This window comes from Microlunatus soli (genome assembly GCF_900105385.1).
Lineage (GTDB): Bacteria > Actinomycetota > Actinomycetes > Propionibacteriales > Propionibacteriaceae > Microlunatus > Microlunatus soli.
The window spans coordinates 123,456-147,396 of sequence record NZ_LT629772.1 but is presented as its reverse complement, the minus strand read 5'-3'; the positions used below and the strand labels follow the sequence as shown (position 1 = coordinate 147,396).

The 23,941-nt window shown below is 66.9% G+C and carries 25 protein-coding genes; 12 read left to right on the top strand and 13 right to left on the bottom strand.

The window, feature by feature from the left end:
• Positions 1-17 precede the first annotated feature (17 nt).
• The 3 genes from BLU38_RS00620 to galK form a co-directional block, all read right to left on the bottom strand.
• Entirely contained in the window at positions 18-1,013 is a 996-nt protein-coding gene (locus tag BLU38_RS00620; RefSeq protein WP_091518246.1) for an amino acid ABC transporter permease, read from the bottom strand.
• 2 nt (positions 1,014-1,015) lie between these two features.
• Positions 1,016-1,906 (bottom strand): ABC transporter substrate-binding protein, encoded by an 891-nt coding sequence (locus BLU38_RS00615; RefSeq protein WP_091518243.1) that lies wholly within the window; start codon positions 1,904-1,906, stop codon positions 1,016-1,018.
• A 94-nt stretch (positions 1,907-2,000) separates the two neighbouring features.
• Complete coding sequence (galK, locus tag BLU38_RS00610) at positions 2,001-3,170, bottom strand: galactokinase (protein ID WP_231920118.1); 1,170 nt, start codon at positions 3,168-3,170, stop codon at positions 2,001-2,003.
• A 95-nt stretch (positions 3,171-3,265) separates the two neighbouring features.
• Here galK and BLU38_RS00605 point away from each other — a divergent pair, with 95 nt between their 5' ends.
• On the top strand, positions 3,266-4,264 hold the full coding sequence (locus BLU38_RS00605) for a zinc-binding dehydrogenase (protein ID WP_091531534.1): 999 nt from the start codon (positions 3,266-3,268) through the stop codon (positions 4,262-4,264).
• 70 nt (positions 4,265-4,334) lie between these two features.
• The gene (locus BLU38_RS00600; RefSeq protein WP_231920117.1) at positions 4,335-5,630 is read left to right on the top strand and encodes an enolase C-terminal domain-like protein; all 1,296 of its coding nucleotides are present in this window, start codon (positions 4,335-4,337) and stop codon (positions 5,628-5,630) included.
• A gap of 36 nt (positions 5,631-5,666) precedes the next feature.
• On the opposite strand, the gene BLU38_RS00595 is transcribed toward BLU38_RS00600, so the two are convergent.
• The 4 genes from BLU38_RS00595 to BLU38_RS00580 form a co-directional block, all read right to left on the bottom strand.
• Entirely contained in the window at positions 5,667-6,110 is a 444-nt protein-coding gene (locus tag BLU38_RS00595; RefSeq protein ID WP_091518236.1) for a hypothetical protein, read from the bottom strand.
• A gap of 68 nt (positions 6,111-6,178) precedes the next feature.
• A complete protein-coding gene (locus tag BLU38_RS00590; RefSeq protein WP_091518233.1) occupies positions 6,179-6,469 on the bottom strand; it encodes a hypothetical protein in 291 nt (96 codons plus the stop codon).
• A 15-nt stretch (positions 6,470-6,484) separates the two neighbouring features.
• Complete coding sequence (locus BLU38_RS00585; protein ID WP_231920116.1) at positions 6,485-8,173, bottom strand: sodium:solute symporter family protein; 1,689 nt, start codon at positions 8,171-8,173, stop codon at positions 6,485-6,487.
• A 222-nt stretch (positions 8,174-8,395) separates the two neighbouring features.
• On the bottom strand, positions 8,396-8,644 hold the full coding sequence (locus BLU38_RS00580) for a DUF4242 domain-containing protein (RefSeq protein WP_157683121.1): 249 nt from the start codon (positions 8,642-8,644) through the stop codon (positions 8,396-8,398).
• 113 nt (positions 8,645-8,757) lie between these two features.
• Here BLU38_RS00580 and BLU38_RS00575 point away from each other — a divergent pair, with 113 nt between their 5' ends.
• Positions 8,758-9,684, top strand: a complete 927-nt coding sequence (locus tag BLU38_RS00575) for an AraC family transcriptional regulator (protein ID WP_091531525.1) — start codon at positions 8,758-8,760, stop codon at positions 9,682-9,684.
• Positions 9,685-9,930: 246 nt separating this feature from the next.
• Here BLU38_RS00575 and BLU38_RS00570 read toward each other — a convergent pair whose 3' ends face one another.
• Both BLU38_RS00570 and BLU38_RS30665 read right to left on the bottom strand, forming a co-directional pair.
• Complete coding sequence (locus BLU38_RS00570; RefSeq protein WP_091518227.1) at positions 9,931-10,881, bottom strand: sigma-70 family RNA polymerase sigma factor; 951 nt, start codon at positions 10,879-10,881, stop codon at positions 9,931-9,933.
• A gap of 122 nt (positions 10,882-11,003) precedes the next feature.
• A complete protein-coding gene (locus BLU38_RS30665) occupies positions 11,004-11,729 on the bottom strand; it encodes a TetR/AcrR family transcriptional regulator (RefSeq protein ID WP_172836037.1) in 726 nt (241 codons plus the stop codon).
• A gap of 91 nt (positions 11,730-11,820) precedes the next feature.
• On the opposite strand from BLU38_RS30665, the gene BLU38_RS00560 reads away from it, so the two are divergent.
• From BLU38_RS00560 to BLU38_RS00540, 5 genes are all read left to right on the top strand, one after another.
• Positions 11,821-13,458 carry an FAD-dependent monooxygenase gene (locus tag BLU38_RS00560; protein WP_091531520.1) on the top strand — a complete coding sequence of 546 codons (1,638 nt, stop codon included), beginning with the start codon at positions 11,821-11,823 and terminating at the stop codon, positions 13,456-13,458.
• A gap of 79 nt (positions 13,459-13,537) precedes the next feature.
• Positions 13,538-14,257 carry a GntR family transcriptional regulator gene (locus BLU38_RS00555; protein WP_091518223.1) on the top strand — a complete coding sequence of 240 codons (720 nt, stop codon included), beginning with the start codon at positions 13,538-13,540 and terminating at the stop codon, positions 14,255-14,257.
• Between the two features lie 2 nt (positions 14,258-14,259).
• Complete coding sequence (locus BLU38_RS00550; protein ID WP_091518220.1) at positions 14,260-15,210, top strand: carbohydrate kinase family protein; 951 nt, start codon at positions 14,260-14,262, stop codon at positions 15,208-15,210.
• A 5-nt stretch (positions 15,211-15,215) separates the two neighbouring features.
• Complete coding sequence (locus tag BLU38_RS00545; RefSeq protein ID WP_091518216.1) at positions 15,216-16,247, top strand: ADP-ribosylglycohydrolase family protein; 1,032 nt, start codon at positions 15,216-15,218, stop codon at positions 16,245-16,247.
• A gap of 43 nt (positions 16,248-16,290) precedes the next feature.
• Entirely contained in the window at positions 16,291-17,655 is a 1,365-nt protein-coding gene (locus BLU38_RS00540; RefSeq protein WP_091518212.1) for an MFS transporter, read from the top strand.
• 33 nt (positions 17,656-17,688) lie between these two features.
• On the opposite strand, the gene BLU38_RS00535 is transcribed toward BLU38_RS00540, so the two are convergent.
• Genes BLU38_RS00535 through BLU38_RS00525 form a run of 3 tightly spaced genes read right to left on the bottom strand, consistent with a single transcriptional unit; the run spans position 17,689 to position 19,307 of the window.
• A complete protein-coding gene (locus BLU38_RS00535; RefSeq protein WP_091518207.1) occupies positions 17,689-18,189 on the bottom strand; it encodes a mycothiol transferase in 501 nt (166 codons plus the stop codon).
• Between the two features lie 39 nt (positions 18,190-18,228).
• Complete coding sequence (locus BLU38_RS00530; RefSeq protein ID WP_091518204.1) at positions 18,229-18,564, bottom strand: YnfA family protein; 336 nt, start codon at positions 18,562-18,564, stop codon at positions 18,229-18,231.
• Entirely contained in the window at positions 18,561-19,307 is a 747-nt protein-coding gene (locus BLU38_RS00525; protein WP_091518201.1) for a MerR family transcriptional regulator, read from the bottom strand. The genes BLU38_RS00530 and BLU38_RS00525 overlap by 4 nt, the downstream gene beginning before the upstream one ends.
• 151 nt (positions 19,308-19,458) lie before the next feature.
• Between BLU38_RS00525 and BLU38_RS00520 the strand changes: the two genes are divergently transcribed.
• The 4 genes from BLU38_RS00520 (at position 19,459) to BLU38_RS00505 (ending at position 21,603) form a co-directional block, all read left to right on the top strand.
• Positions 19,459-20,076, top strand: coding sequence for a GNAT family N-acetyltransferase (locus BLU38_RS00520; protein ID WP_197679935.1), 618 nt, complete (start codon positions 19,459-19,461; stop codon positions 20,074-20,076).
• 146 nt (positions 20,077-20,222) lie between these two features.
• Complete coding sequence (locus BLU38_RS00515) at positions 20,223-20,642, top strand: acyltransferase domain-containing protein (protein ID WP_091518198.1); 420 nt, start codon at positions 20,223-20,225, stop codon at positions 20,640-20,642.
• Positions 20,643-20,650: 8 nt separating this feature from the next.
• A complete protein-coding gene (locus BLU38_RS00510) occupies positions 20,651-21,043 on the top strand; it encodes a hypothetical protein (protein ID WP_157683118.1) in 393 nt (130 codons plus the stop codon).
• Entirely contained in the window at positions 21,043-21,603 is a 561-nt protein-coding gene (locus BLU38_RS00505; protein WP_091518190.1) for a hypothetical protein, read from the top strand. Before BLU38_RS00510 ends, BLU38_RS00505 begins: the two co-directional genes overlap by 1 nt.
• Positions 21,604-21,731: 128 nt before the next feature.
• On the opposite strand, the gene BLU38_RS00500 is transcribed toward BLU38_RS00505, so the two are convergent.
• Entirely contained in the window at positions 21,732-23,900 is a 2,169-nt protein-coding gene (locus tag BLU38_RS00500; RefSeq protein ID WP_091518187.1) for a S9 family peptidase, read from the bottom strand.
• Positions 23,901-23,941: the final 41 nt, after the last annotated feature.

Below are 23,941 nucleotides of genomic sequence, written 5' to 3'. Positions count from 1 at the left end.
CGCCGCCGGCGTCGTACTCAATGTGCACCTCCGGCCTGCAGCCCGATCGCGGCCTGATCCTTGGCCGACGCCGCGCGACTGCCGAAGCCACGACCGAAGCGCCGTTCCAGATAGCCCTGGCCGATCATCAAAATGCTGGTGACGATCAGGTAGTACAGGATCGCGGCCAGGTAGGACGGGACGATGTTGAAGGTCCTGGTGGCGATGTTCTGCACCTGGAAGAAGAGCTCGGTGGTCAGCGAGCCGAGTCCGATGATCAACGAGGTGTCCTTCATCATCGCGATCGTCTCGTTGCCGGTGGGCGGCACGATCACCCGCATCGCCTGCGGAAGCACGATCCGCCAGGTGGTCTTGCGGCTGTTCATCCCCAACGCCTGGGCGGCCTCGCGCTGGCCCTGGTCGACGCTGAGGATGCCCGACCGCGCGATCTCCGACATGTACGCCGCCTCCGACGCTCCGAGCCCGACGACTGCTCCGAGGAAGCCGCCGAACAGGGTGTTGGCGTCGAAGTGGGCGAACCGCCAGTCACCGTGCAGCCCGAGGAGCTCGATGATCTTCCAGTCGAACGGGACGCCGAGCGCGATCCCGTCCTTGAAGATCGCCCCCATCCCGGCGCCCAGGAAGACCAACAGCACATACCGCGGTATCGACCGGAAGACCCAGGTGTAGACCCAGGCGACACCCTTCAGGATGGGGTTCGAGGACAGCCGCATCAACGCCAGCACGACACCGCCGAGGATGCCGACGATCATGGTCAGCAGGGTCAGCAGCAGGGTGCCGATCAGCAACCCCTTGATCACCGTCTGCTGGTTCATCACCTCCAGCACGAAGGGCCAGTCGAAGGCCGGGTTGAAGATGATCATGTTGGCGAACATCAGGGCGCCGATGATCACGATCACCGCCATCACCCAGGTGCCGTAGTGCCTGACCGGGACCGCGTCGATCAGTCCCGGGCGCTCCTGGGAGCCCGCCGGGGGATCGCCGGCCGGGTCGTCCTTGACCACGTCGGTCATGATCAGCTCACGGACGGATTGACGGTGGGGTTGTCGATCTCACCGGTGGTGATGCCCCACTTGGCCATCGCCGACTTGACCGCGCCCTCCTTCTGGACCTCGGCGAACGCGTCGGCGATCACCTGGGCGTACTCGGTCTGGTCCTTGGCCGTGATGATCCCGTACGGCGCCGTGGCGTACACATCGCCGACGGTCTGGATCTTGCCCTTCTGCTGCTTGGCCGCATACTGCGCGACGGGGGAGTCGGCCAGCATCGCGTCCGCACGGCCGGAGACCACGGTCGTGGTCACGGTGTCCTGGCCGTCGAAGTGCAGGACCTTGATCTTGTTCGCGCCGCACTTCTTCTGCCGGACCGGAAGGTCGTCCAGTTCCTGGGTGGTGCCGGTCTGGACGGCGACGGTCTTGCCGCAGGCGTTGTCCGGATCGATCTTCTTCGGATTCCCCTCGGCGACCGCCCACTGGGTGCCGGCGGTGAAGTAGGAGGTCATGTTGACCTGCTTCTCCCGGGTCGCGTTGACGGTGAAGGAGGAGATCCCGGCGTCGAACTTGCCGCTGCTGACCGACGGGATGATGGTGTCGAACTTGGCGTTCTGATACTCGGCCTTGACCCCGAGCTTCGCCGCGATCGCGTTGAACACGTCGATGTCGAAGCCCTGGATCTCGTTGCCGACGGTGAACTCGTTCGGCGCGTAGCTGGCGTCGGTGCCGACCAGGATCGTCTTGTCCTTCTTGATGTCGTCGGGCAGCCGCTCGAACAGTTTCTGATCGGCCTGGACGCTCGGCGCCGAGCTGGCCTGGTCGCCATTGTCGCCACTCAGCGAATTCGAACACGCGGTGCTGGTGAGGGCCAGCGCGGCGGCGACGATGCCGCCGATCAGGTATTTGGGTTTCACGGCCTTGCTCCCTTGCGTCCCTGGGGTCTGTCGTCCGACGAGCGGTGTGTCGGGTCTCGGCACTACCTTCCTTGATCGGTGTTGCGTTCAGGTTTCAGCTTGACACTTCGAGCCGTCGGGCACCGGCAGAAGGGTAGGCCAGGAAGTGCGCGGGGGCGCCGAAGCCGGCCTCGGCGAACGCCGCCTTCACCGCGCCGGCGACCTGGTCGCCGGTTCCGCTGGGCACCAGCGCGATCACGCAGCCGCCGAATCCGCCGCCGGTCATCCGGGCGCCGATCGCGCCGGCCGCCCGCGCGGTCTGGACGGCGAGATCGACCGTCGGCACGGTGATCTCGAAGTCGTCGCGCATCGAGGCGTGCGACGCATCCAGCAGCGGGGCCAGCGCGGCGAGTCGGTCGGCCATGCTGCGGCTCTGGTCGCCGAGGACCTCGCGGGCCTGCAGCACCCGGGCGTCCTCGGTGACGACGTGGCGGACCCGTTTGCGCATCAGTTCGTCGGGCAGCACGGCCAGCGCCGCGTCCAGGTCCTCGACATCGCGCAAAGCCGGCACGTCCAGCCGGGCGGCGGCCTTCTCACAGGTCCGGCGCCGCTCGGCGTACTCGCCGTCGACGTGGGCGTGCGGTGTCTTGGTGTCGATCACCAGCAACTCGAGTCCGGCGGCCCGCAGATCCAGCGGCACCTGCTGGTAGGAGTGCGTCCGGCAGTCCAGGAACAACGCGTTGTCGGCCGTGCACAGGGTGGAGGCGGCCTGATCCATCAGCCCCGTGGGAGCACCGACGAACTCGTTCTCGCAGCGGCGGGCCAGGATCGCCCGCTCCAGCGGCGGAATGTCCAGGGTGTAGAGATCGACCAGTGCGATCAGGACCGCGCACTCCAGCGCCGCGGAAGAGGACAGGCCGGCAGCGACCGGGACCGTGGAGGAGATCGTCAGCTCGGCGCCGGCGACCGGATGGCCGGCCTCGCGCAACGCCCAGACGATGCCGGCGACGTAGGCCTGCCAACCGTCCAGACCGGCGTCCAGCTCGTCGGGTCCGAAGGTGACGGTCTCTGCCATGTCCTTGGAGTGCACGGTCCACACGTCGCCGGCGACCGGCGTCGCCGCGACCAGAGTCTGCTCGGCCAACGCGAACGGCATCACGAAGCCGTCGTTGTAGTCGGTGTGCTCGCCGATCAGATTGACCCGGCCGGGCGCCGCCCAGACACCGGCCGGACGGTGGCCGAACTGTTGGGTGCTGGTCCGGATCAGTCGTTGGGTTTGGTCCACCGGCACATCCTGACAGAGACCGCACCGGACAGCCTCTCGACGGTCCCTGAGCCTGTCGAAGGGCATCGGGCCGGACCGCTCGTAGAGTGACCGGCATGCTTGCCGCGTACGCAGCCCGGACCGATGCCGACCAGCCGTTGAACGCCCTGCAGGTGGGGGAGTTGGACGTTGCCAGCACACCGGGAGGGCAGCAAACACCCGATGACTGGGTGGAAGTCGAGCTGCGAGCGGCCGCGTTGAACCACCACGATCTGTTCTCCCTGCGTGGGGTCGGGCTGTCTGCCGATCAGTGCCCGATGGTGCTCGGCTGCGACGCCGCCGGCATCGGGCCGGACGGTGCGGAGGTGATCGTGCACGCGGTGATCAACGCACCGGGATTCAGCGGTCCGGACACCACCACCGACCCGCGTCGCAGTCTGCTGTCCGAGCGCTGCCCGGGGACCTTGGCCGAGCGGATCCGGGTGCCGGCGGCCAATCTGATCGCCAAACCGGCGGAGCTGTCGTTCGCGGAGGCGGCGTGCCTGCCGACCGCTTGGCTGACGGCGTACCGGATGTTGTTCGTCCGGTCCGGGGTGCGGCCCGGCGACACGGTCCTGGTCCAGGGCGCGGGCGGCGGCGTGGCGACGGCGTTGATCCTGCTCGCGCGGCACGCCGGGCTGCGGGTCTGGGTCACGTCGCGGTCCGCGGAGCGTGGCGAGCGGGCCGTCGGGTTGGGTGCTCACGCCTGGTTCCCGTCCGGTGAACGGTTGCCCGAACGGGTGGACGCCGTACTGGAGTCGGTCGGTGCCGCGACCTGGTCGCATTCGATCAACGCGCTGAAACCGGGCGGCACGGTGGTGATCTGCGGTACGACATCGGGTGCCGAGCCGAGCAAAGCCGAGTTGACCAAGATCTTCTTCAAGCCGTTGCAGGTGGTCGGATCGACGATGGGCACCCGGGAGGAGTTGGTCGGTCTGGCCGCGATGTTGGTGGCCACCGGGCTGCGACCGGTGATCGACAGCACGCTGCCGCTGACCGCGGCCGCCGACGCGTTCGCCCGCCTGGAATCCGGCGCCGGCTTCGGCAAGATCGTCCTCACGGCAGGGCGCAACTGATTGACAGCCGATAAAGATCGGATGTTTACTTCGGTCAGGTCTTCTCCCTTCACCGACCTGGAAGGTGCCCGTGCCCAGCAGCTCAACCGAACGTCCAGCGACCCCGATCAGCGCTGAGACCTTCGACGTCCGCTTCCCGACCCACGAGACCCTGGCCGGTTCGGACGCGATGAATCCTGATCCGGACTACTCCGCGGCCTACCTGCGGCTCAACACCGATCAGGGGGCGGGACACGGCTTCACGTTCACCATCGGTCGGGGCAATGACATCCAGGTCGCGGCCATCGAATCGGTGGTCGCCCAGCTGGCCGGTGCCGACATCGATGTGCTGTTGTCCGACATGGGGCAGACCTGGCGCCGACTCGTGCATGATTCCCAGTTGCGCTGGCTCGGTCCGGAGAAGGGCGTCGTGCACATGGCGATCGGCGCCGTGATCAACGCGCTGTGGGATCTGCGGGCCAAGCGTGCCGGCCAGCCGTTGTGGTTGCATCTGGCGACCTTGAGCGTGGACGAGCTGCTGTCCCTGGTCGACTTCCGCTATCTGACCGACGCGCTCACCGTCGAGGACGCCCGGGCGATCCTGACGTCGGCCGAGCCGGGCCGGGCCGAGCGGATCGCCGAGCTGCAGCGGGTCGGCTACCCCGGCTACACCACCGGGCCCGGCTGGCTCGGCTACGACGACGATCTACTCGCCAAGCTGTGCCGCGAAGCGGTCGCCGACGGGTTCGCGCAGATCAAGTTGAAGGTCGGCGGCAACCTGTCCGACGACAAACGCCGGCTGCAGATCGCCCGGGACGCCGTCGGCCCCGACGTCCGGATCGCGGTGGACGCCAACCAGCGCTGGGGTACGGCCGATGCGATCACCTGGATGCGCGAGTTGGCGCCGTACGACATCGCCTGGATCGAGGAGCCGACCAACCCCGACGACGTGCTGGCCCATGCGGCTATTGCCAGGGCGCTGGCCCCGATGCCGGTGGCAACCGGCGAACACGCGGCCAATCGGGTGATCTTCAAACAGTTGATGCAGGCCGGCGGCGTGCAGATCGTGCAGATCGACGCGACCCGGGTCGCCGGAGTGAACGAGAACATCGCGATCCTGTTGCTGGCCGCCAGGTTCGGACTGCCGGTGTGTCCGCACGGCGGTGGCGTCGGGCTCTGCCAGGCTGTCCGGCATTTCTCGTTCTTCGACTACGCGGCGGTGTCCGGGTCGATGGACGGGCGGATGATCGAACACGTCGACCATCTGCACGAACATTTCGTGGAACCACTGGAGTTCCGTGCAGGGCGCTACCTGGCACCGAGCGTGCCGGGTGCGAGCACCGAGATGCGCCCGGAGTCTCTTCAGCAGTACCGGTTCCGCAGCTGACCGAACAGCACCAAGGGCCCGGTCAGCCGATCATGCTCACGGTCGGAAGACCATCAGCACGATGATCACGACGAAGATCAGTCCGACGACTCCGCCGGCCGCGGCGACCCTGCCTCGTACGCTGTTCGGCGACTCGCCGTTCTTGATCAAGGAGGTCGCCTTGTCCAGGCCGGTGGAGACCACGCCCCAGGCGAGCCCGACACCGATCAGCCAGAGCAGCAACGACAGCCAGACCCAGGTGTCGGTGAAGCTGCCGACCGGCTTGCCGTCGTAGGGCGAGTCCATCGACAGCAGCCCGAAGCCGAAGATCACCACCAGCACGCTGCCGATCGCATAGATCTTGATCATCCGTGACCCGGCGGCGGTGGCGACGGCGTCGGCGGTGCGGACTCCCCGGACCGCGGTGGTGGCGGCGTGCAGCAGCGGGCCGATGGCGCCGACGGCGAAGATCAGATGCAGGGCGAGAAAGATCTTGAACACACCCCGACAATAGCTCTACCCCGAGGGAGAAGAGCGGCACGGAGGCGATGCCGTCGGCGTCCGCCGCCTCAGGACTGCTGATCGGGCCCGGTCTCGGAGTCCGGCGACGGCGGATGGAACGGCTTGGTCAGTGACCAGACGATGAAGATCGCGGCGATGATCAGCTGCCCGATGCCGGACCACAGATTGACGTTGATGCCGCCGGCCTTGGTGCTGTCGGCGGCGGAGAAGTCGATGATGCCGGTGATCAGACAGACCGCACCGTAGATCAGGAACAAGGTGCCGATCACCGTACGGATGTCGAACAACTCGGCGAGCCGGAGCTGCGACTTGTCGTTGTCTGTTGGCTGAGTACTCATGCTGGGCTCCCGGGATCAGACGATGCTGAAGAGGATGTAGAAGAACACGACCAGGCCGAGCGCGACGGCGGCCAGCAGGACCGGAGACTGGTACCAGACCTTCACCGCGACCGCGGTGTCGGCCTTCGGCGTCACGCTGCGGACCAGTCCGACCAGTTCCTCCTCCGGCTTGGGTTTGGTGCGGGCCGAGACGATCACCGCGACGATCACCACCAGCACGCAGGCCACCGCGCCGCCGAGGAAGCTCGAGCCCTGGCCCGGCAGATGCAGCACGCCGACCTCATTGAGCACGAAGACCGCCACCGCGCCCGCGGTCCCGGTGACCAGACTGGTCCAGCCGGCGGTGCCGGTCATCCGCTTCCAGAACAGGCCGAGGATGAAGATCGCGAACAGCGGCACGTTGAAGAAGGAGAACAGCGTCTGGATGTAGTCCATGATGTTGCTGAACCCGGCGGCGATGAAGGCGGTGCCGACAGCAGCCGCGGTGGCCAGTACGGTCACCACCCGGCCGACCTTGAGGTAATGCAGGTCGGGCATGTTCGGCTTGATCCAGTCCTGCCAGATGTCGTAGGTGAAGACCGTGTTGAACGAGCTGACGTTGGCCGCCATGCCGGCCATGAAGGAGGCCAGCAGGCCGGTCAGTGCCACCCCGAGGAACCCGTTCGGCAGCAGTTCGCGCAGCATCAGCGGCACCACGTCGTTGTACGTCGCACCGGTCTCCGCCCCCGACTTCAGCCCGGCGATCGCCGGCACCAGCACGGTGGCGATCATGCCCGGGATGATGATCACCAGGGCGACCAGTGCCTTCGGGATCGCCGCGATCAGCGGCGTCCGTTGGGCGGCGCCGGCGTCACCGGCGGAGAACGCCCGCTGGACCTCGGTGAAGTTGGTCGTCCAGTAGCCGAAGGAGGTGACGAAACCCAACCCGGCGACCACACCGATCACCGAACCGACGCTGCTGGTGATGCCGGTCAGCTGCTCGGCCGGGAACGGGGTGAGCATCTGGTGACCGTCCGGCCGTGCGGTGATCTTGCTGACCAGACCGTTCCAGCCGCCGACCCGGTGCAGGCCGACCAGAGTCACCGGGATCATCGCCGCGACGATCACGAAGAACTGCAGAACCTCGTTGTAGATCGCGGCCGAGAGCCCACCCAGGAAGGTGTAGGCCAGCACGAAGACGGCAGCGACGACGATCGCCACCCAGGTCGGCCAACCCAGCAGCGCGTGCACGACGATCGCCATCGCGTACAGGTTGACGCCGGCCAGCAGGATCGAGGCAGTGGCGAACAGGACCGCCTGAATGCGTTGGGTGGTCCTGTTGAAGCGGCGGTGCAGGAACTCCGGAACACTGCGGACCTTCGAGCCGTAATAGAACGGCATCATCACCAGGCCGAGGAAGACCATTGCCGGGATGGCGCCGACCCAGTAGTAGTGGAACGCCTGTTCGCCGTATTGGGCGCCGTTCGCCGACTGCCCGAGCAGCTCGGTCGCGCCGAGGTTGGCCGACATGAACGCCAGGCCGGTCACCCAGGCCGGCAGCCGACGGCCGGCCAACAGGAAGTCGACACTGCTGGCGATACCCCGCCGGGAGATCAGACCGATGGCGATGATGATCGCGAAGTACACGGCGACCAGAACGTAGTCGATGGGGTCCGCGTCGATCCGCAGGACGCTACCTTCGAGCGCCGGGATGGTGGGCTGCACAGTCGCTGCCTCCTGTCGAAACTTTCCAAATTCCGCCGAAAGTTAGCACGACAATGCGAGCTGGTCCAGACAAGGGGCTCTCTACCAATGGCCAGTTCGATGACCGGCGAATGACACGACAGGTGCAGGCGACAGCGTCGCGCCGCCCGATACCGATGGACGGCGCGACGCAGGAAGGTTCAGCAGCTCTGGGTGAGCCGGATCCCCTGGTGGAGTCGGAGGTCAGCCGCCCTCGACCACCGGATAGGTACGGTCGGGGAGGAGTCCGTGTGCCTCCTTGTGGACCGCCGCGGCGGCTTCGGCCGACGGTGCTTCGACCAGGCAGAAGACCTTGCCCTCGGCCTCATCGACCCAGTATGTGCGGTAGTCGACGCCGTACTGGTCCTGGATCGCCAGGTCCTTCTTGTGTGCCTCGGCGACATCGGCTGCGGTGACCCCGGGCAGATTGTCATGCACGTCCATGAAAAGCATCGGATGCTCCTTGCGGTGGTTGCTGAACTGTCAGACTGAGTCTTGTGTGCGCGGCACGGATCGACCATGACCGCGTCCCCACCGGACCTGACCGCAACACCACGCTTGTCGAGATGCTCGGCCGGATGCATCTGCAGGGGGCGGTGTTCCTGCGCGGCCGGTACACCGAGGCGTGGGCCTACCGGTCACCGACGCCGGAGGCGACGGCGGCGCTGCTGAGTCCCGGTTCGGCTCGGGTCGCGTTGTTCCATCTGGTGGCCACCGGGCGCTGCTGGACCGCACTGCCGGGCGGCGAACGCCACTGGGCGCGTGCCGGTGACGTGGTCGTCGCGCCGTACGGGGACGTACACGTCATGGGCGGCGCCGCCGACACCGAGGTGGTCTCGATGGAGGATCTGCTCGAACCGACTCCGTGGCGGACCCTTCCGGTGATCACGTTGGGTGCCGGCGGGCCGCGGACCGATGTGGTCTGCGGCTACCTGAGCAGTGATCATCCGCTGTTCGACCCACGGCTGCGGGCGCTGCCGCCGCTGTTCGTGGTGAGTGTCGGATCGGGTCCGGCCCGGGATTGGGTACGCGCCAGCATCGACTACGCGCTGGCGCAGACGGCTCCGGCGTCGGCAGGCGGATTGCAGGGACCGACCGAGTTGCCCGAGTTGGTCGTTCGAGAGGTGTTGCGGACCCATCTGGCGAGTGCGCCGGACATCGAGGGTGGCTGGTTGGCTGCTCTCGGCGATCCGGTGCTGGCTCCGGTGCTCGCGGCGATCCACGGCGCGCCGCAGGAACGGTGGAGCGTGCAGCGGCTGGCCCGATTGAGTCTGGTGTCGGTCTCGTTGCTGGACGAACGCTTCCGGAGCCGTTTGGGGATGCCGCCGATCCGCTATCTGGCGGCTTGGCGGATGCACGTCGCCGGCGATCTGCTGGGCTCGACGACGCTCGGCGTCGCCGCCGTCGCGCGTCGGGTCGGTTACGAATCGGAGGAGGCGTTCAGTCGTGCCTTCAAACGCCACACCGGCCGGTCGCCACGGGACGCTCGGTGAGTCGTCGCCCGATCGGCGGGTGGAAACACCATCACGTCGCCATACACAAATAGAGGAGCCGGTCGCGTCGGCGACCGGCTCCTCTGTTCGGTGGTTCAGTTGTTCTTCAACGGCGACTGAAACGGCGCTTCATCAGCATTTCTTCGATGAGCTCGTTGTGCCGAATCATCTTGACGATCGGGCTGGTCAGAATCCTTCTTTTCATCGGATTGCCTCTTTGCCGGGAAGTGGATCGTTCACATTCGATTATGCGGCCAGAGTGGACGCGTTGCGCAGTTTGGCGATGGCGTGTCGTTCGATCTGCCGGACCCGTTCGGCGGTGATTCCCCAGACCGCACCGATATCGGCGAGTTTGGCCTGGCGACCGTCGACCAATCCATAACGGCGGCGGACCACATCGGCGGACCGGTCGTCGAGTTGATCGAGCAGCGCCTCCAGACGCTGGTGTTCCTCGGCGTCCAGGAAGACCTCGTCCGGACCCGGCATCGGCTCCCGGGCGATCAGGTCACCGAGGGCGGTGTCACCGCCCTCCTCGACGGGCGCGTCCAGGCTGACGTGGTCACGGCCGTACCGCATCAGGTCAAGCACTCGGTCGACCTCGACACCCATCTCGTCGGCGATCTCCTCCAACTCCGGGTCGCGACCGAGGCGGCGTTCCAGTGTCCGGCGTACCGCGCCGACCTGGTTGACCTGCTCGGCGACGTGCACCGGGAGCCGGACGATGCGCCCCTGCTGGGCGATGCCACGGGAAATGGATTGCCGCACCCACCAGGTGCCGTAGGTGGAGAACTTGAATCCCTTGGTGTAATCGAACTTCTCCACCGCGCGGATCAATCCGGTATTGCCCTCCTGGACCAGGTCCAGGAGTGGCATCTGGGCGCGACCGTATTTGCGCGCGACCGAGACGACCAGTCGGAGATTGGCCATCACGAAACGGCGCTGGGCCTTCTCGCCGAGATCCACCAGTTGCTGCAGTTCCTCGTCGGTGGCCTGGACCGCTTTCTTGCCGCGCTCCTTGGCTGTCACCCCATCCGACAGCAGGGCAGCTGCATAGAGACCGGCCTCGATCCGCTTGGCCAGTTCGACCTCTTCCTCGGCGGTCAGCAGCGGCGTCTTGGCGATTCCATCAAGGTAGAGACCGACAGCATCCTTGCCTTCGATGCCCTCGGTCGTGCGGGATGACGTTCTGGTTGCCACGGTGCGGCCCCTTTCGTTGCCTTCATAGGACTCAACGCACGAGAGGCCGTCCGGGATTCCTTCGGCACCCTGAAGAGTCCCTGAGATGGGACCCGGGGATTCTGGGGTCGTGAACGGGTGGTTCAGGGCCGATTCGGATCGGCCCGATCCGGATCGGGCACGGCGCGTGCGGCCAGTCCGTCGATCAGCAGGTCGAGCCCGATCGCGTACCCATCCCGTTGGCCACTCATCGCGGGCGCCAGCGCAACGAGGTACGGGAGTCGTCCGGCCGGCACGATCTCCAGGTATTGGCCGATCCGCGCGATCCGTTCGGTCGCTTCCGCTGTCGCGCCGGCACTGCTGCGCAGGCCCTGCTCGTAGCCGCCGGCCGCGGTGTACAGCGCGAGGATGTCGCCGGCGAGCAGGGCGTCGTCATCGCTCAGCCCGCCGGCTTTCAGGATCCCGAGCATCCGGTCCATCAGGTTCAGCATGCCCGGGGTGGTGGGAATCAACGTTTCCAGGGCGATCCGCGCAATGCCAGGGCGGGAGGCGAGCACCGTGGTCAAGCGGTCCGCCAGTTCCCGGAGCTGTTCTTTCCAGTGCAGCGGGTCGGGATCGGGGATCTCGACGGTCGCCAGTACCGCGTCGAGCATCAGCTCATGCAGCTCGGCCTTGTCCCGGACGTGGGCATACAGCGACGCGGCACCGGTGCCCAGGCGCTGCGCCACCTTGCGCATGGTGACCGCCTCGAGCCCGTCGCCGGCGAGCAGATCGAGCGCGGTGTCGACGATCAGTTGCAGGCTCAGTTGGCGTCGTTGACCTCGCCCTGAGCGGAGCCAGGGTTGCGGGGGAAGCGGGTCAGGGTCCATCCGAACACTGTACTGGTAACGAACAGCGTTCCGAGATAGAACTGTGTTCGTCAACAACGAACGCCGTTCGTTCAGCTTCAAGGAGTGCACCATGATTGATTCGTCCACCGATCGTTCGCAGCCGCTCGTCGAGCAGGTTCCGGTGCTGGTGGTCGGCGCCGGTCTGGCGGGCCTGTCCACCGCGATGTTCCTCGGCATGCACGGGATCACATCGTTGGTGGTCGAACGCCACGCGACCACCGCAACCCATCCGAAGGCCCGCGGTCAGATGCCGACGGTGATGGAGGCCTTCCGGGTCGCCGGCATCGACGATGCCGTGCGGAGGGCGGGGTATGACACCAGCCTGCCGATGGAGATCGTGATCGGTCCGAGCCTGTTGGGTACGCCCTACAAGACCTTGGTCGAATCCTTCGACTTCGACCTGACATCGATCAGCCCGACCGGAATGGGAATGGCCAGTCAGGAGGCAGTCGAGCCGATCCTGGCCGACCGGGCCGGTGCCTGGGGAGCGCGGGTCCAGTTCCGGACCGAGCTGGATGGGTTCACCGTCGATGACGAGGGTGTGACTGCCGAGTTGATCGACCTGCAGACCGGCGGTCGGCGTACGGTCCGGGCGGACTATCTGGTCGGCGCCGACGGCTGGCGGACGACGACCCGGGGCGCGGTCGGCATCGGCGCCCACGGTCACGGCGCGCTGTCGCATTGGGTGAACACGATCTTCCGGGCTGATCTCGGTGCGCCGATGGAGGGTCGCGAGTTCGCCCTGGTCTATCTGCAGAATCCCGAGCTGCAGGGCGGCACCGGGGTGTTCGGGGGTACGGACGAACCGGGCCGCTATGTGCTCAGCTTCGCCTTCGACCCCGAGCAGGGCGAACAGTTCTCCGATTTCACCGAGGCCGACTGCATCGAACAGATCAGGATCGGGATCGGTGATCTGGATCTGGAGGTCGAACTGCTCGACCGGGCCGAGACCGAATTCGCGCATCGGCTGGCCGATTCCTACGTCGCCGGTCGCGTCGTCCTGGCCGGCGACGCCGCCCACGTGATGCCGCCGACCGGAGGCCAGGGTGGCAACACCGCCGTGTTGGACGGCTTCGATCTCGGCTGGAAGCTTGCCATGATCATCAAGGGCGAGGCCGGCCCCGGGCTGTTGGCCAGCTATGACGTCGAGCGCCGGGCGTTCGGGGAGTGGATCGCGGAGTACCAGTATCAGAATCTGTTGCAGCGGATGACTCCCGGCGGCGCGGAGAAAGACGGCGGGGAGGCCGGACGGGATCCGCTCGATCTGATGTTCGGCAGCCGGGTGGTCGATGGCGCGGTCTGCCCGGAGCCCGATGATGATCATGAACTCGTCGAGCACGTGGTGACGGCGGACAGCAGGCCGGGATCACGGGCTCAACATGTCTGGTTGCAGCGGGACGGTGAGCAGATCTCCACTCGTGACCTGTTCGGTCGATCGTTCGTGATCTTGGCAGCGGACCCTGCCTGGCGGCAGGCCGCCGGTCAGGTCAGTGATCAGCTCGGGGTGCCGCTGGATGTGCAGGTGGTCGGTGGCGATGATCTTGTCGACCCCGCAGCGCAGTTCGCAGCCCGCTACGGCGTCGGGGAGGACGGCGCGTCGCTGGTCCGTCCCGATGGCTTTGTCGCCTGGCGCACCGAGGGCGCCGCGGATCCGGCCGCTCTCGCCGATGCTGTCCGCCGGGTTCTGAGTCTGTCGACGGTCGGTTGACGCTGTCCGCGGCTGGTCCGGACGGTGTTCGCCCCGGGCGCTGGTTGCATCGCAAAGTGCACTTAGTACACTAAGTCGTATGACCAGTCGTCCGGGGCGTGGACCGCTCTACCGCGCAATCCAGAGCGAGATCCAGCGCGACATCCTGAACGGGACGCTGAAGCCCGGAGACTGGTTGCCGTCGGAGAGTCAGCTCCGGGCCCGTTACGGCGTGTCCCAGACATCGGTCCGTCGTGCCTTCCAGGAACTGCAGCGACTCGGCCTGGTGGAGCGGTTCCATGGGCGCGGCAGCATCGTCGCGTCGAACGAGATCCGGGCGATGAGCCCGATGCTCGGCCTCGGCCGGGAACTGCGCCATCGTGGCTTCACGATCCGGCCCGAGCTGCTCAGCAACGCCGAACAGGCGGCCGACGAGGAGATCGCCGGAGCCCTCGACATCCCGGTCGGCGCGACCGTCGTACACATCGAGCGGCGCTACTGGATCGGTGACGACCCGTTCGTCTTCCTTGATCATCATCTGACCCCGCAGCCGGGCATCGACTTCACCGAATTCACCGGCGACTCGCTGTACGCCTTCCTCACGGTGCGTGATGCCCAGCCCACCCATGCCCACGAGCGGGTCAGCGCGGTGAACCTGTCCGCGGCCGAGGCCGAACAGCTGACCGTCGAGCCGGGCACGGCAGCAATGCTGCGGCAACGGACCTCGTTCGGCGCCGACCAACGGCCGACGGAGTTCACCCGCTACATCCTGCGCGGTGATCTGTACCACCTGGACATCGACCTGCGGAACGAGCTGTGAGCATGATCGACGATCATCAGCCGGGAGGCCGGCTGGTCGTTGTCGGCGACGCCAGCATCGACTACTTCGTCCGGGTCCCACACATCGCCGGCAACGACAACAAGGCCATCGGTTCGCTGGCCGGGGTGTATGGCGGCGGGATGAGCGCCAACCTGGCTGCCGCTGCCGCCCGGCAGGGCATCGCGGTCGACCTGATCACCAAGACCGGCGCCGGACCTGACACAGACGTGGCCCTGGACGAGTTGCGCCGGCTCGGGGTGTCGCTGGAGCATTCGCTGCGCGATCTCGATCACCCGACCTGGATGTGCTTCGTGCAGCTGGATCCGAGCGGGGAGAAGGCGCTGACCGGTGCGGACACCGGGATCAAGCTGCCGACCATCGAGGAGATCGACGCCTCGATCATGACCGGAGCCGAGATCGTCGCACCGCTGGCCGACGATCTGACGTGGGCGACGGCGGTCGCCGAGCTCGCTCATGATCATGGGGCGCGGGTTGCCGTTGACCTCGAACCGGACGCGTTCGAGCCCGAACAGCCGCAGTTCGCCCGGCTGATCGAGCTCAGCGACATCGTCTTCCTGAATGCCTCCTCGGCGGCCAAACTGGCGTCGACCGGGGCACCGGCTGCGGCCGGTCGCCTGCTCCAGCTCGGAGCGAGCCTCGTGATCACCAGTGCGGGCGCGAACGGCGCCTTCAGCCTGGATCGCGACGGTGTCCTGCACCGGGCCCGACTGCGACAGCCGGTGATTGCCGTCGACACCACCGGCGCCGGAGACGCGTTGGCCGGAGCCTTCCTCGGGGCGCTGCTCACCGGTGCCGACATCCACGACAGCCTGCGCCGCGCCGTGGCGCAGGCGACCCGCTGCGTGACCGCCGTCGGCGGTCGGAGCTATCTGTCCGACTCGCGGCGCGGCGAGCGGTTCGAAGACCTGATCACGATCACCACTGAGAGGTAACTGCTTTGCCGTCCCTGCTGCATTCCAAGATCCACGGCAGTCTCGCCGCCGGCTGCCTGGCCGACGCACTCGGCGCTCCGACCGAGGAACTGAGCCGCGATCAGATCCGAGCCGCCTTCGGTGGCTACGTCACGGAGTTCCACGCACCCCTGCCCGGTGCGCCGTACGCGAACGGCCGGGCTGCCGCGCAGATCACCGACGACTCCAGCCAGATGATCATGCTCGCGCGGCTGCTGACGCGGACCGGTGCCGCGCTGACGCCGGAGGACATGGCACAGCTGCTGATCGAGTGGTCCAAGAACGAGAACTACTTCCCGCATTTCGCCGGTCCGACCACCCGGGAGGCCATCGCCCGGCTGGAACGGGGCGAGGACCCGCGGCAGGTCGGACGACAGGGAACGATCATGACGCAGGGCGCCAGCAACGGTGCCGCGATGCGGGTCGGGCCTGTCGGACTGTTCCACCACGGCGACCCGCAGGCCGCGGTCCGGACCGCCTTCACCACCTGCGTACCCAGCCACAACACGCCGCCCGGGGTGGCCGGTGCCGCGGCGATCGCAGCCGCCGTCGCCCGGGCCTGCACACCCGGTGCCGAGATCGTCGACATCGTCCGTGCTGCCACCGACGGTGCGCGAGAGGGCGCTGAGCTCGGCCGGGCCGAGGGCCGCGATGTACCGGGCGCCTCGGTCGAGCGCCGGATCGATCGCGCGGTCGCCCTGGCCGTCACCGCCCGCGACGACGAACAGGCGATCGATCTCATCTCCGACGAGATCGGCGTCGGCCTGCCGGCGGCAGAGGCGGTGCCGGCAGCGATCGGATTCTTCGTCGCCGGCGCCGGCGATCCCGTCCGCGTCGCCCGGCTGGCCGCGAACGCCGGCGGGGACAGCGACACCATCGGCTGCATGGCGGCCGCGATCGCCGGAGCCTTTCGAGGCATCGAGGCGATCGACGAAGCCGCCGTCGCGACGGTCGAACGCGCCAACGATCTTGACCTGTCGGCGCTCGCCGACGAACTGCTGGCCGCAGCCGAGCGCTGAACGGCGCCGGCACACTGCACCTGACCCCGAGAGATTTGGCCCGATGATGAGCACACCGAACGAAGAGTTCGCCACCGTGACGTGGAAGGAGCGGCTGTCCTTCGGCGCCGGTGATCTTGCCACCAACATCGCCTGGGGTGCGCTGTCCACCTACGTCGTGTTCTTCTACACCGACGTGATCGGGGCGGCCGCTGCCGCAGTCGGCACGATCGTGCTGCTGGCCCGGCTGTTCGACGGATTCGTCGACGTCGCGATGGGAGCGGTGGTGGACCGGACCTCGACCCGCTGGGGTAAGGCGCGCCCCTGGGTGCTGTGGGCGGCCGGGCCGTTCGCCGTCGCGTTGATCTTGGTGTTCGCCGTGCCAGGGCTGAAGCCGACACCGACGCTGATCTACATCGCGATCACCTACATCCTGATGAACATCGCACTCAGCGCGGCCGTGATCCCGTACGGCACGCTGAACACGCGGATGACCCGCGACTTCACCGAACGCTCCCGGCTGAACGTCACCCGGATGTTCGGCGCCACCCTGGGCGCGCTGATCGTCACCGTCCTCACGTTGCCGTTGGTCGGAGCGCTCGGTGATGATCAACGAGCCTGGATCATCACCTTCGTGATCTTCGGCGTGCTGGCCGCGGCGCTGTTTCTGATCACCTTCCGCAACACCCGCGAACGCATCGTCGACACGGCGCCGCCGCGCGACCAACCCGGCGTGCTCGAGTCGCTGAAGCTCGCCGTCCGCAATCGTTACTGGCTGTTGCTGTTCGCGATCTTCATCGTGTTCAGCGTCGCGGAATCGCTGTACACCGGGTCGACGGCCTACTTCGCACGGTACTTCCTGGGCGATGCCGGCTTCGCGGCATTGATGTCGTTCATGCTGTACATCCCGGCATTGGTCGGGATGCTGTTCATGCAGCCGATCTATCAGCGCTTCGGCAAGATCGTTCCGATGATCGTCGGTGCCTCGGTGTTCCTGGCCGGTTCCTTGATCATCGCCATCGATCCGACCGATATCAGGCTGGCGGTCGCCGGGTCGATCCTTCGAGGTGTCGGTCGGATCCCGATCTTCGGCGCCATCTGGGGGATGCTTCCCGACACCATCGAATACGGCGAGTGGAAGAACGGGCGCCGGCTGGAGGGCGTGCTCTACAGTGCGGGCAGCATGGGGCAGAAGCTGGGTTACGGACTCGGAGCTGCAGCGCTCGGCTGGATCATGGGGGCAGCAGGCTACAACGGCCTGAACCAGACCCAGCCGGAGTCCGCCTTGACCGCGATCACGGCACTGTTCGTCTACGTCCCGATGGCACTGTTCGTGGTGTTGATCATCCTCTTCGCCGCCTATCGGCTCGAACGGATCTATCCGACGGTGGAAAAGGACCTGGCCGAGCGTCGATCGATGGCGCGGTGAGCTCGCCGTCCACGTGACGCCCTGGGTCGGGATTCATCGATCGGCGTCGGGGCGGTCGGCGGCGAGGATCTGTTCCCGCAGGATGTCTGCGTGGCCAGCATGCTGGGCAAGCTCGCGCAGGACCTGAAGATAGAGCGCCCAGACGGTTCGCGGTCCCCGGCCGTCGACGACATCGGCCAGCGACAGGTCCGCCATCCGGCGTCGCGATGCCTCGCATCGCCGGCGGTGGGTCTCGCGGATCGACGCAATGGTGTCTGCCTTGGTCACGGTGAAGGAACGATCCGGAGTACTGGCGATGCCGACATCGGCGTAGGACCGGCCGGTGACCGCTTGGTCGAACCAGACGCCTTCGACATAGCAGACGTGTTTGAGCAAGCCGAGCAGCGTCGTCTTCGACGGCACCAAGCGGCGACGTGCCTGCTCCTCGGTCAAGCCGTCGAGGCTGGCTGACAGAGCCGTGCGATATTCATCGAGCAACTCGTCGAGGCGCCGACGGAGGTCATCGTTCTGGGCTGGCGAGGCGGCAGTGTCCATGTGACCAGCCTGGCATGGGCGACGGCGCCGGCGCAGTGATCAACGGGTGCGTGGGGCGTACATGATCACAGCGACGCCGGCAAGACAGAGCAGGGCACCGATGATGTCCCAGCGGTCGGGCCGGTAGCCGTCGACACCCATCGCCCAGATCAGCGAGCCGGCGACGAACACGCCACCGTAGGCAGCCAGGATCCGGCCGAAGTGGGCGTCGGGCTGCAGGGTGGCGACGAACCCGTAGATGCCGAGGGCGATCACGCCGGCGCCGATCCAGGCCCAGCCGCGATGCTCGCGAACCCCCTGCCAGACCAGCCAGGCGCCGCCGATCTCGAAGACCGCCGCGACGACGAACAGGATGATCGATCGGACGACGGTCATGACGCCGCCCCGCCGAACACCTGCGCGAGCTTGGCGGCAGCCTCCGGCGGCGCGGACACGGTCAGGTCGAACTGCGATCCGTGCAGGTCGAACCCGATCCCGAAGAACGGACAGCACTGTTGCTCGGCGACGGCGAGCTCGGTCGCGGTCGGCAGCAACGAGACGGGGAGCCGGAATCGCAATCCGTCCTCGGCTGTGCTGGCCGGGGCGTCGGCGATCAGCGACCGCCAGCCGGCAGCGCGTTCGGCGTAGCCGTCGCCGTCCAGAGTGCAGGCGATGTCGACGGGTGGGTCGATCGTGATCATGAAGGGCTCCGTCGCGGTCGGGGTGGTGGGCGGGTCGTTCAGGAACGAGCAGTCCGCATCGCAGGGTGCATCACGATCGGGGATCGTGTCCAGGTGCTGTTGCGCGCCGGTGATCATGGCCTGCAGGTCGCGGAGTTGATCAATGCGTTCCTGCACCTGTTCGGCGTGCTGTGCCAACAGCGGCCGATACCGCGTGCGGATCGCGCGACACGGCTCGGCGTCCCGAGCGGTCACCAGATCACGGATCTCGCTCAGCGGCAGCGAGAGCGACTTGGCCTGGGTGATGAACGCCAATCGGCCCACCGCCGATTCGTCGTACACCCGATAGCCGTTGCCGGCCCGCGAAGCCGGCAACAGTCCTTCGGCCTCGTAGTAGCGCAGTGTCGAAACCGGCACACCCGAACGCGCGGCCAGCTGCGAGATCCTCATCCCGTCCATGACAGCGACCGTAAACCCTCGAGTCGACTGGAAGGTCAAATTGTCCGGGGCAGCGGTGTCGGGGCGGTCCAGTAGCGTCGGGCGGGTCGAGTCGATCGGCCTTGTGAGCGCGATCGGGGCGACCGCACCTGTGACCGAGGGGAGATCGAACGTGCCGATCAGCAACGAGCAATCCGCCGACCTGCGGATCGTTCCGGCGAACCGGGCGACCGCCGCCGATCTCGATGCGATCTACGGGACTCGCGGTCCCGGTGCCGGCTGCCGATGTCAGCGGTACAAGCTGGGCCGGAAGGAGTCGTTCCGCTCGGTGACGGTCGCCGGGCTCCGGCAACGGCAGCTGCAGCAGGCCGGTTGTGACACGCCGGGCCAGGAAACGAGTGGCCTGGTCGGCTACCTCGACGATGAGCCGGTCGCCTGGTGTGCGATCGAACCGCGCCCCGACTACCAGGGACTGGTCCGTGTCTTCCGGGTTCCGTGGGACGGACGCGACGAGGATCGCACCGATCGGTCGGTGTGGGCGATCACCTGCCTGTACACGAGAGTCGGCTTCCGGCGGCGTGGGATCAGCGGCGAGATGGCCGCCGCTGCCGTCGAATTCGCCCGGGAGCACGGCGCTGCCGCGGTCGAGGGATATCCGATCATCAACCGATCCCTGCCCGATGAGGGCAACGTCGGCACGCCGGACGTGTTCCGCTCCGCCGGACTGTCCGAGGTGCATCGGCCGTCGCTGCGTCGGCTGGTGATGCGGATCGACTTCGACCGGTCGTGAATCTGCCCGAAGTCCGCGCAACGCTCGGTCCTTCCGAGAAGTGTCGCCACAGGGACGCGACCTGCAGTAGGTTGCTGGTGGGTTCCTCCAGGACCTCCCTGCAGAAGTGGGCGCCATGCCGCCCCGACGATGTACGGGAGGTTCGCATGACATCGCAGGAGTTGAACGGGTCGGATGACCCGGAGTTCGATCGCAGAGCAGGACTCGGGCTCGATCCGAATCTGTTGCCGTCTGATGCCGACGCTGCGCGGTTGTTGATCAAGGTCGGGGTGCGTCGCCGCGATGTGCCCTTCGTGCTCGGTACGCGGCCCGACCCCGAGCGTGACCCCGACGCCTGGCGAGTGCTGGATCGCGGCTATCGCCTGTTGACGGCGAGCATGGGACGCCCACCGATCGGACATCGTGGGTGGCCGGCAGTTCGCGATGCCGGAGTGGTCGGCGCGTTCGCCTACGTCTGGGCGTTCCTGACTGTGGTGCCGACCGTCCGCGCCCACCATGTCGCGTTAGGACTGACCGATGACGAGTCGTGGGATTCCCTGGCGGCCCGATCCCGCCGGCGGCAGTGACAGCATCGATGGATCGAGCACTCGGGCTCTCCGAGCGGGCCGCCGCCTTCTGCTGCCACTCCTGGCTAATGGATCCTCAATTGATCGATCTGCTGCCGGCCGACAGCAACATCGTCCGGTTCCAGGCACGCTTTGATCACTTCACCGACTCCCGGATCGATGACGCCGATCCGATTCGGCATGTCTTTCGACGGGCGGTCGGCGGGGCACAGGTATCGTCCGGCTTTCTTGATCAACTTCCGCAGGACACATCGTTACAGCGCGGCATCGTCTCGGTGCTCGGATCGGGACGGCACTGGTACGTCCGCACGGGGTGGTTCCGGGTGTCGGATCCATCGACAGGCCTTGCACCACTGGCAATGCCTGCGAACGCCCGCGAAGCGGAGAACGGGGAAGCGTGATGCCGGGACGGTTGGAGTTCACCGATTCGGAGAACCCGTGGTCGCCGGTCGACACCATCACCGAGATCAACGCGCGAATCGGTGCAGACCTGCAACTGATCGGGCTCGACGATCAGACCGGAGGAACGAGCAGCGCTGCCTACGCGCGGCATCGCGGTACCGGCGTCGAGGTGGCGATCACCCGCACCACGGCTTCGTTCACCGAGATGTCGCTGACCGCCGAAGTGCTGGAGTTGGCGCGGGCGGCCGGCTGCCCGGTGCCACGCCACGAGCAAACGGTGCAATTGGCCGACGGCTACGTCGCCGTCGTCCAACAACGTCTGCCGGGGCGGCGTCCCGGACGCGTCGATGCAGCCACCATCGATGCCATGGTGGCTGCCAACGACCGATTCGCCGGCCTGCTGGCGGATCGGGCCGACATACCGGGACCGTCGGCCTTCGCGTCGACCCGGGCCAACGGCTGGGACGGCACGCTCGGCACCCACCGTTCGATCGCCAATCGGTTCCCGGCCCGCCGAGTTGATCAAGATCTTGATCAGGCGGAGCGGCACCTGACCTGACTCACCTGCGAGCGGTGGCGAGTCGGCCGCGCCGTATCGTATCGACGCTACGTCCCGGCGATGTCGTCACCCAATTGTCGCCGTACGGTGATCGGCCGCAGCCCACGTTCACGTCACCGTGGACGCAGTCAGCCCGGACGAACCTGGGAGATGATCCAGGCGTAGTCGAAGGCGGTTTCCTTCCACCGTTGGTAACGGCCGCTGGCGCCGCCGTGTCCGGCTGACATCTCGGTCTTCAGCAGGATCGGACGATCCGGGCCGTTGGTCGCGGTCTGGCGCAGTGCCGCGATCCACTTCGCCGGTTCGGTGAAGAGCACCCGGGTGTCATGCAGGCTGGTGGTGGCCAGGATCGCCGGATAGTCCTTGTGGGCAACGTTCTCGTACGGGCTGTAGGACTTCATGTAGGCATAGACCGAGGCATCGTGCAGCGGGTCACCCCATTCTTCCCACTCGGTCACCGTGAGTGGCAACTCGGGCATCAGGATCGAGGTCAGCGGATCGACGAACGGCACCGCGGCGTGGATCGCCCGGAACGCGTCCGGGGCGAGGTTGGCCACCGCGCCCATCAGCAGCCCGCCGGCGCTGCCGCCACGAGCGGCCAGTCGATCGACACTGGTGTAGCCGGCGTCGACCAGATGCCGGGCACAGGCCACGAAATCGGTGAAGGTGTTGATCTTGGTCCCGGTCTTGCCCTGGTCGTACCAGTGCCGGCCGAGCTCACCACCGCCGCGGATGTGTGCGATCGCGTAGACGAAACCACGGTCCAGGAAGGACAGCACCGGGATGGAGAATTCCGGATCGATCGGGATCTCGTAGGAACCGTAGCCGTAGATCACGGCCGGCGCCGTGCCGTCCAGTGGGGTGTCCTTGGCCCGCACGATCGAGATCGGCACCTTGGTGCCGTCCGCGGCGGTCGCCCAGTCCCGAGTTTGGACGTAGTCGTCGGAGCGGTAGCCGCCACGGGTCGGATGATCAAGGACCGGTGTCACCTTGCGCAAGATCAATTCGCGGTCAGCGACGCGGTAGTCGTAGATCGAGTTCGGCGTCACCATCGAGGTGTAGGAGAGCCGGATCGACGGGCTGGCGTAGTAGCTGGAGGCCGACGGGTAGACGGTGAACAGCGGCTCGTCGAAGTCGATGTCCCAACCCTCGCCGAGCTCACCGCCGGCGTCCCGGCCGATCACGTGGATCCCGGTCAGTCCGTTGCGCCGCAGACCGACGACGACATGACCGGCGTAGGCGTCCACCTCCTGCAGACGGACACCGGGCTGATGACCGAGGACCGGTCGCCACTGATCATGGTCGGTGGAATCGAGCGGAGCCTGGGCCAGGGCGAAGTCCTCGGCACCGTCGTTGTGCAAGATCAGCAATCGGTCACCGGCCGGCTCCACCTGATACTCCACGCCCTGTCGACGGGGTGCGACGATCCGCGGCTCCGATTCCGGATCGTTGCTCGGCAACAGCCGGACCTCGCTGGTCAGCTTGCTGCCGGCATCGATCACGATCCAGTCCCGGTCCCGACTGCTGCCGACACCCACCCAGAACCGTTCGTCCGGTTCGGCGAACACCTCGGCATCGTCGCCGGCGTCGGTGCCGAGCCGATGCCGCAGCACCTGGAACGGTCGCCAGGCGTCGTCGGCCCGGGTGTAGAACAGATGATCATCACCGGCCCAGGCCGCGCCGTAGGCGACGTTGTCGATCACCTCGTCGGAACGTTTGCCGCTCTCCAGATCGAGGAACCGCAACTGGAAGCGTTCGTTGCCGGTCTCGTCGACGGAGTAGGCCAACAGCTTGCCGGTGGGGGAGACACTGAACGCACCGAGCGAGAAGAACTCGCTGTCGCCGGCCTCGGCGTTGGCGTCCAACAGCACCTGCTCGCCGGCGATCTCGCCGTCCACGTCCGGCGGCTGCAGCGGATCAGCTGCCGCGGCTCGGCAGAAGATCGGATACTCCGAGCCATGCACCGTGCGGGTGTAGTACCAGTAGGCCGATCCGTCGGTGTGCTTGCTGAAGCCGGGGACGCTGAGGTCGGTCTCCTGGGTGCGCGACCGGATGTCGTCGAAGATCTCTTCCCGTAGGCCGGCCAGCTGGGTGGTCATCGCCTCGGTGTAGGCGTTCTCGGCCTCGAGATAACCGATCACCGCCGGATCGTCGGAGTCCCGCAACCACTCGTAGGGATCGTTGACCTGGTCGCCGTGATGGGACCGGGTGAACGGGCGGCGTTCGGCGATCGGGGCGACAAGGTCGGTGCTGGGATGCTGATCGGTGCTGGGATGCTGAGCGGAATCGCTGGTCACAGTCCGACCCTAACCAACGCGCCAACCGAGTATCCGCCCCC

Coding starts and splice junctions, on each gene's coding strand:
- BLU38_RS00620 (WP_091518246.1), bottom strand. CDS start 1,013: ATGACCGACGTGGTCAAGGACGACCCGGCCGGCGATCCCCCGGCGGGC.
- BLU38_RS00605 (WP_091531534.1), top strand. CDS start 3,266: ATGCTTGCCGCGTACGCAGCCCGGACCGATGCCGACCAGCCGTTGAAC.
- BLU38_RS00590 (WP_091518233.1), bottom strand. CDS start 6,469: ATGAGTACTCAGCCAACAGACAACGACAAGTCGCAGCTCCGGCTCGCC.
- BLU38_RS00580 (WP_157683121.1), bottom strand. CDS start 8,644: ATGCTTTTCATGGACGTGCATGACAATCTGCCCGGGGTCACCGCAGCC.
- BLU38_RS00575 (WP_091531525.1), top strand. CDS start 8,758: ATGCTCGGCCGGATGCATCTGCAGGGGGCGGTGTTCCTGCGCGGCCGG.
- BLU38_RS30665 (WP_172836037.1), bottom strand. CDS start 11,729: ATGGACCCTGACCCGCTTCCCCCGCAACCCTGGCTCCGCTCAGGGCGA.
- BLU38_RS00560 (WP_091531520.1), top strand. CDS start 11,821: ATGATTGATTCGTCCACCGATCGTTCGCAGCCGCTCGTCGAGCAGGTT.
- BLU38_RS00555 (WP_091518223.1), top strand. CDS start 13,538: ATGACCAGTCGTCCGGGGCGTGGACCGCTCTACCGCGCAATCCAGAGC.
- BLU38_RS00550 (WP_091518220.1), top strand. CDS start 14,260: ATGATCGACGATCATCAGCCGGGAGGCCGGCTGGTCGTTGTCGGCGAC.
- BLU38_RS00540 (WP_091518212.1), top strand. CDS start 16,291: ATGATGAGCACACCGAACGAAGAGTTCGCCACCGTGACGTGGAAGGAG.
- BLU38_RS00535 (WP_091518207.1), bottom strand. CDS start 18,189: ATGGACACTGCCGCCTCGCCAGCCCAGAACGATGACCTCCGTCGGCGC.
- BLU38_RS00530 (WP_091518204.1), bottom strand. CDS start 18,564: ATGACCGTCGTCCGATCGATCATCCTGTTCGTCGTCGCGGCGGTCTTC.
- BLU38_RS00525 (WP_091518201.1), bottom strand. CDS start 19,307: ATGGACGGGATGAGGATCTCGCAGCTGGCCGCGCGTTCGGGTGTGCCG.
- BLU38_RS00515 (WP_091518198.1), top strand. CDS start 20,223: ATGACATCGCAGGAGTTGAACGGGTCGGATGACCCGGAGTTCGATCGC.
- BLU38_RS00510 (WP_157683118.1), top strand. CDS start 20,651: ATGGATCGAGCACTCGGGCTCTCCGAGCGGGCCGCCGCCTTCTGCTGC.
- BLU38_RS00505 (WP_091518190.1), top strand. CDS start 21,043: ATGCCGGGACGGTTGGAGTTCACCGATTCGGAGAACCCGTGGTCGCCG.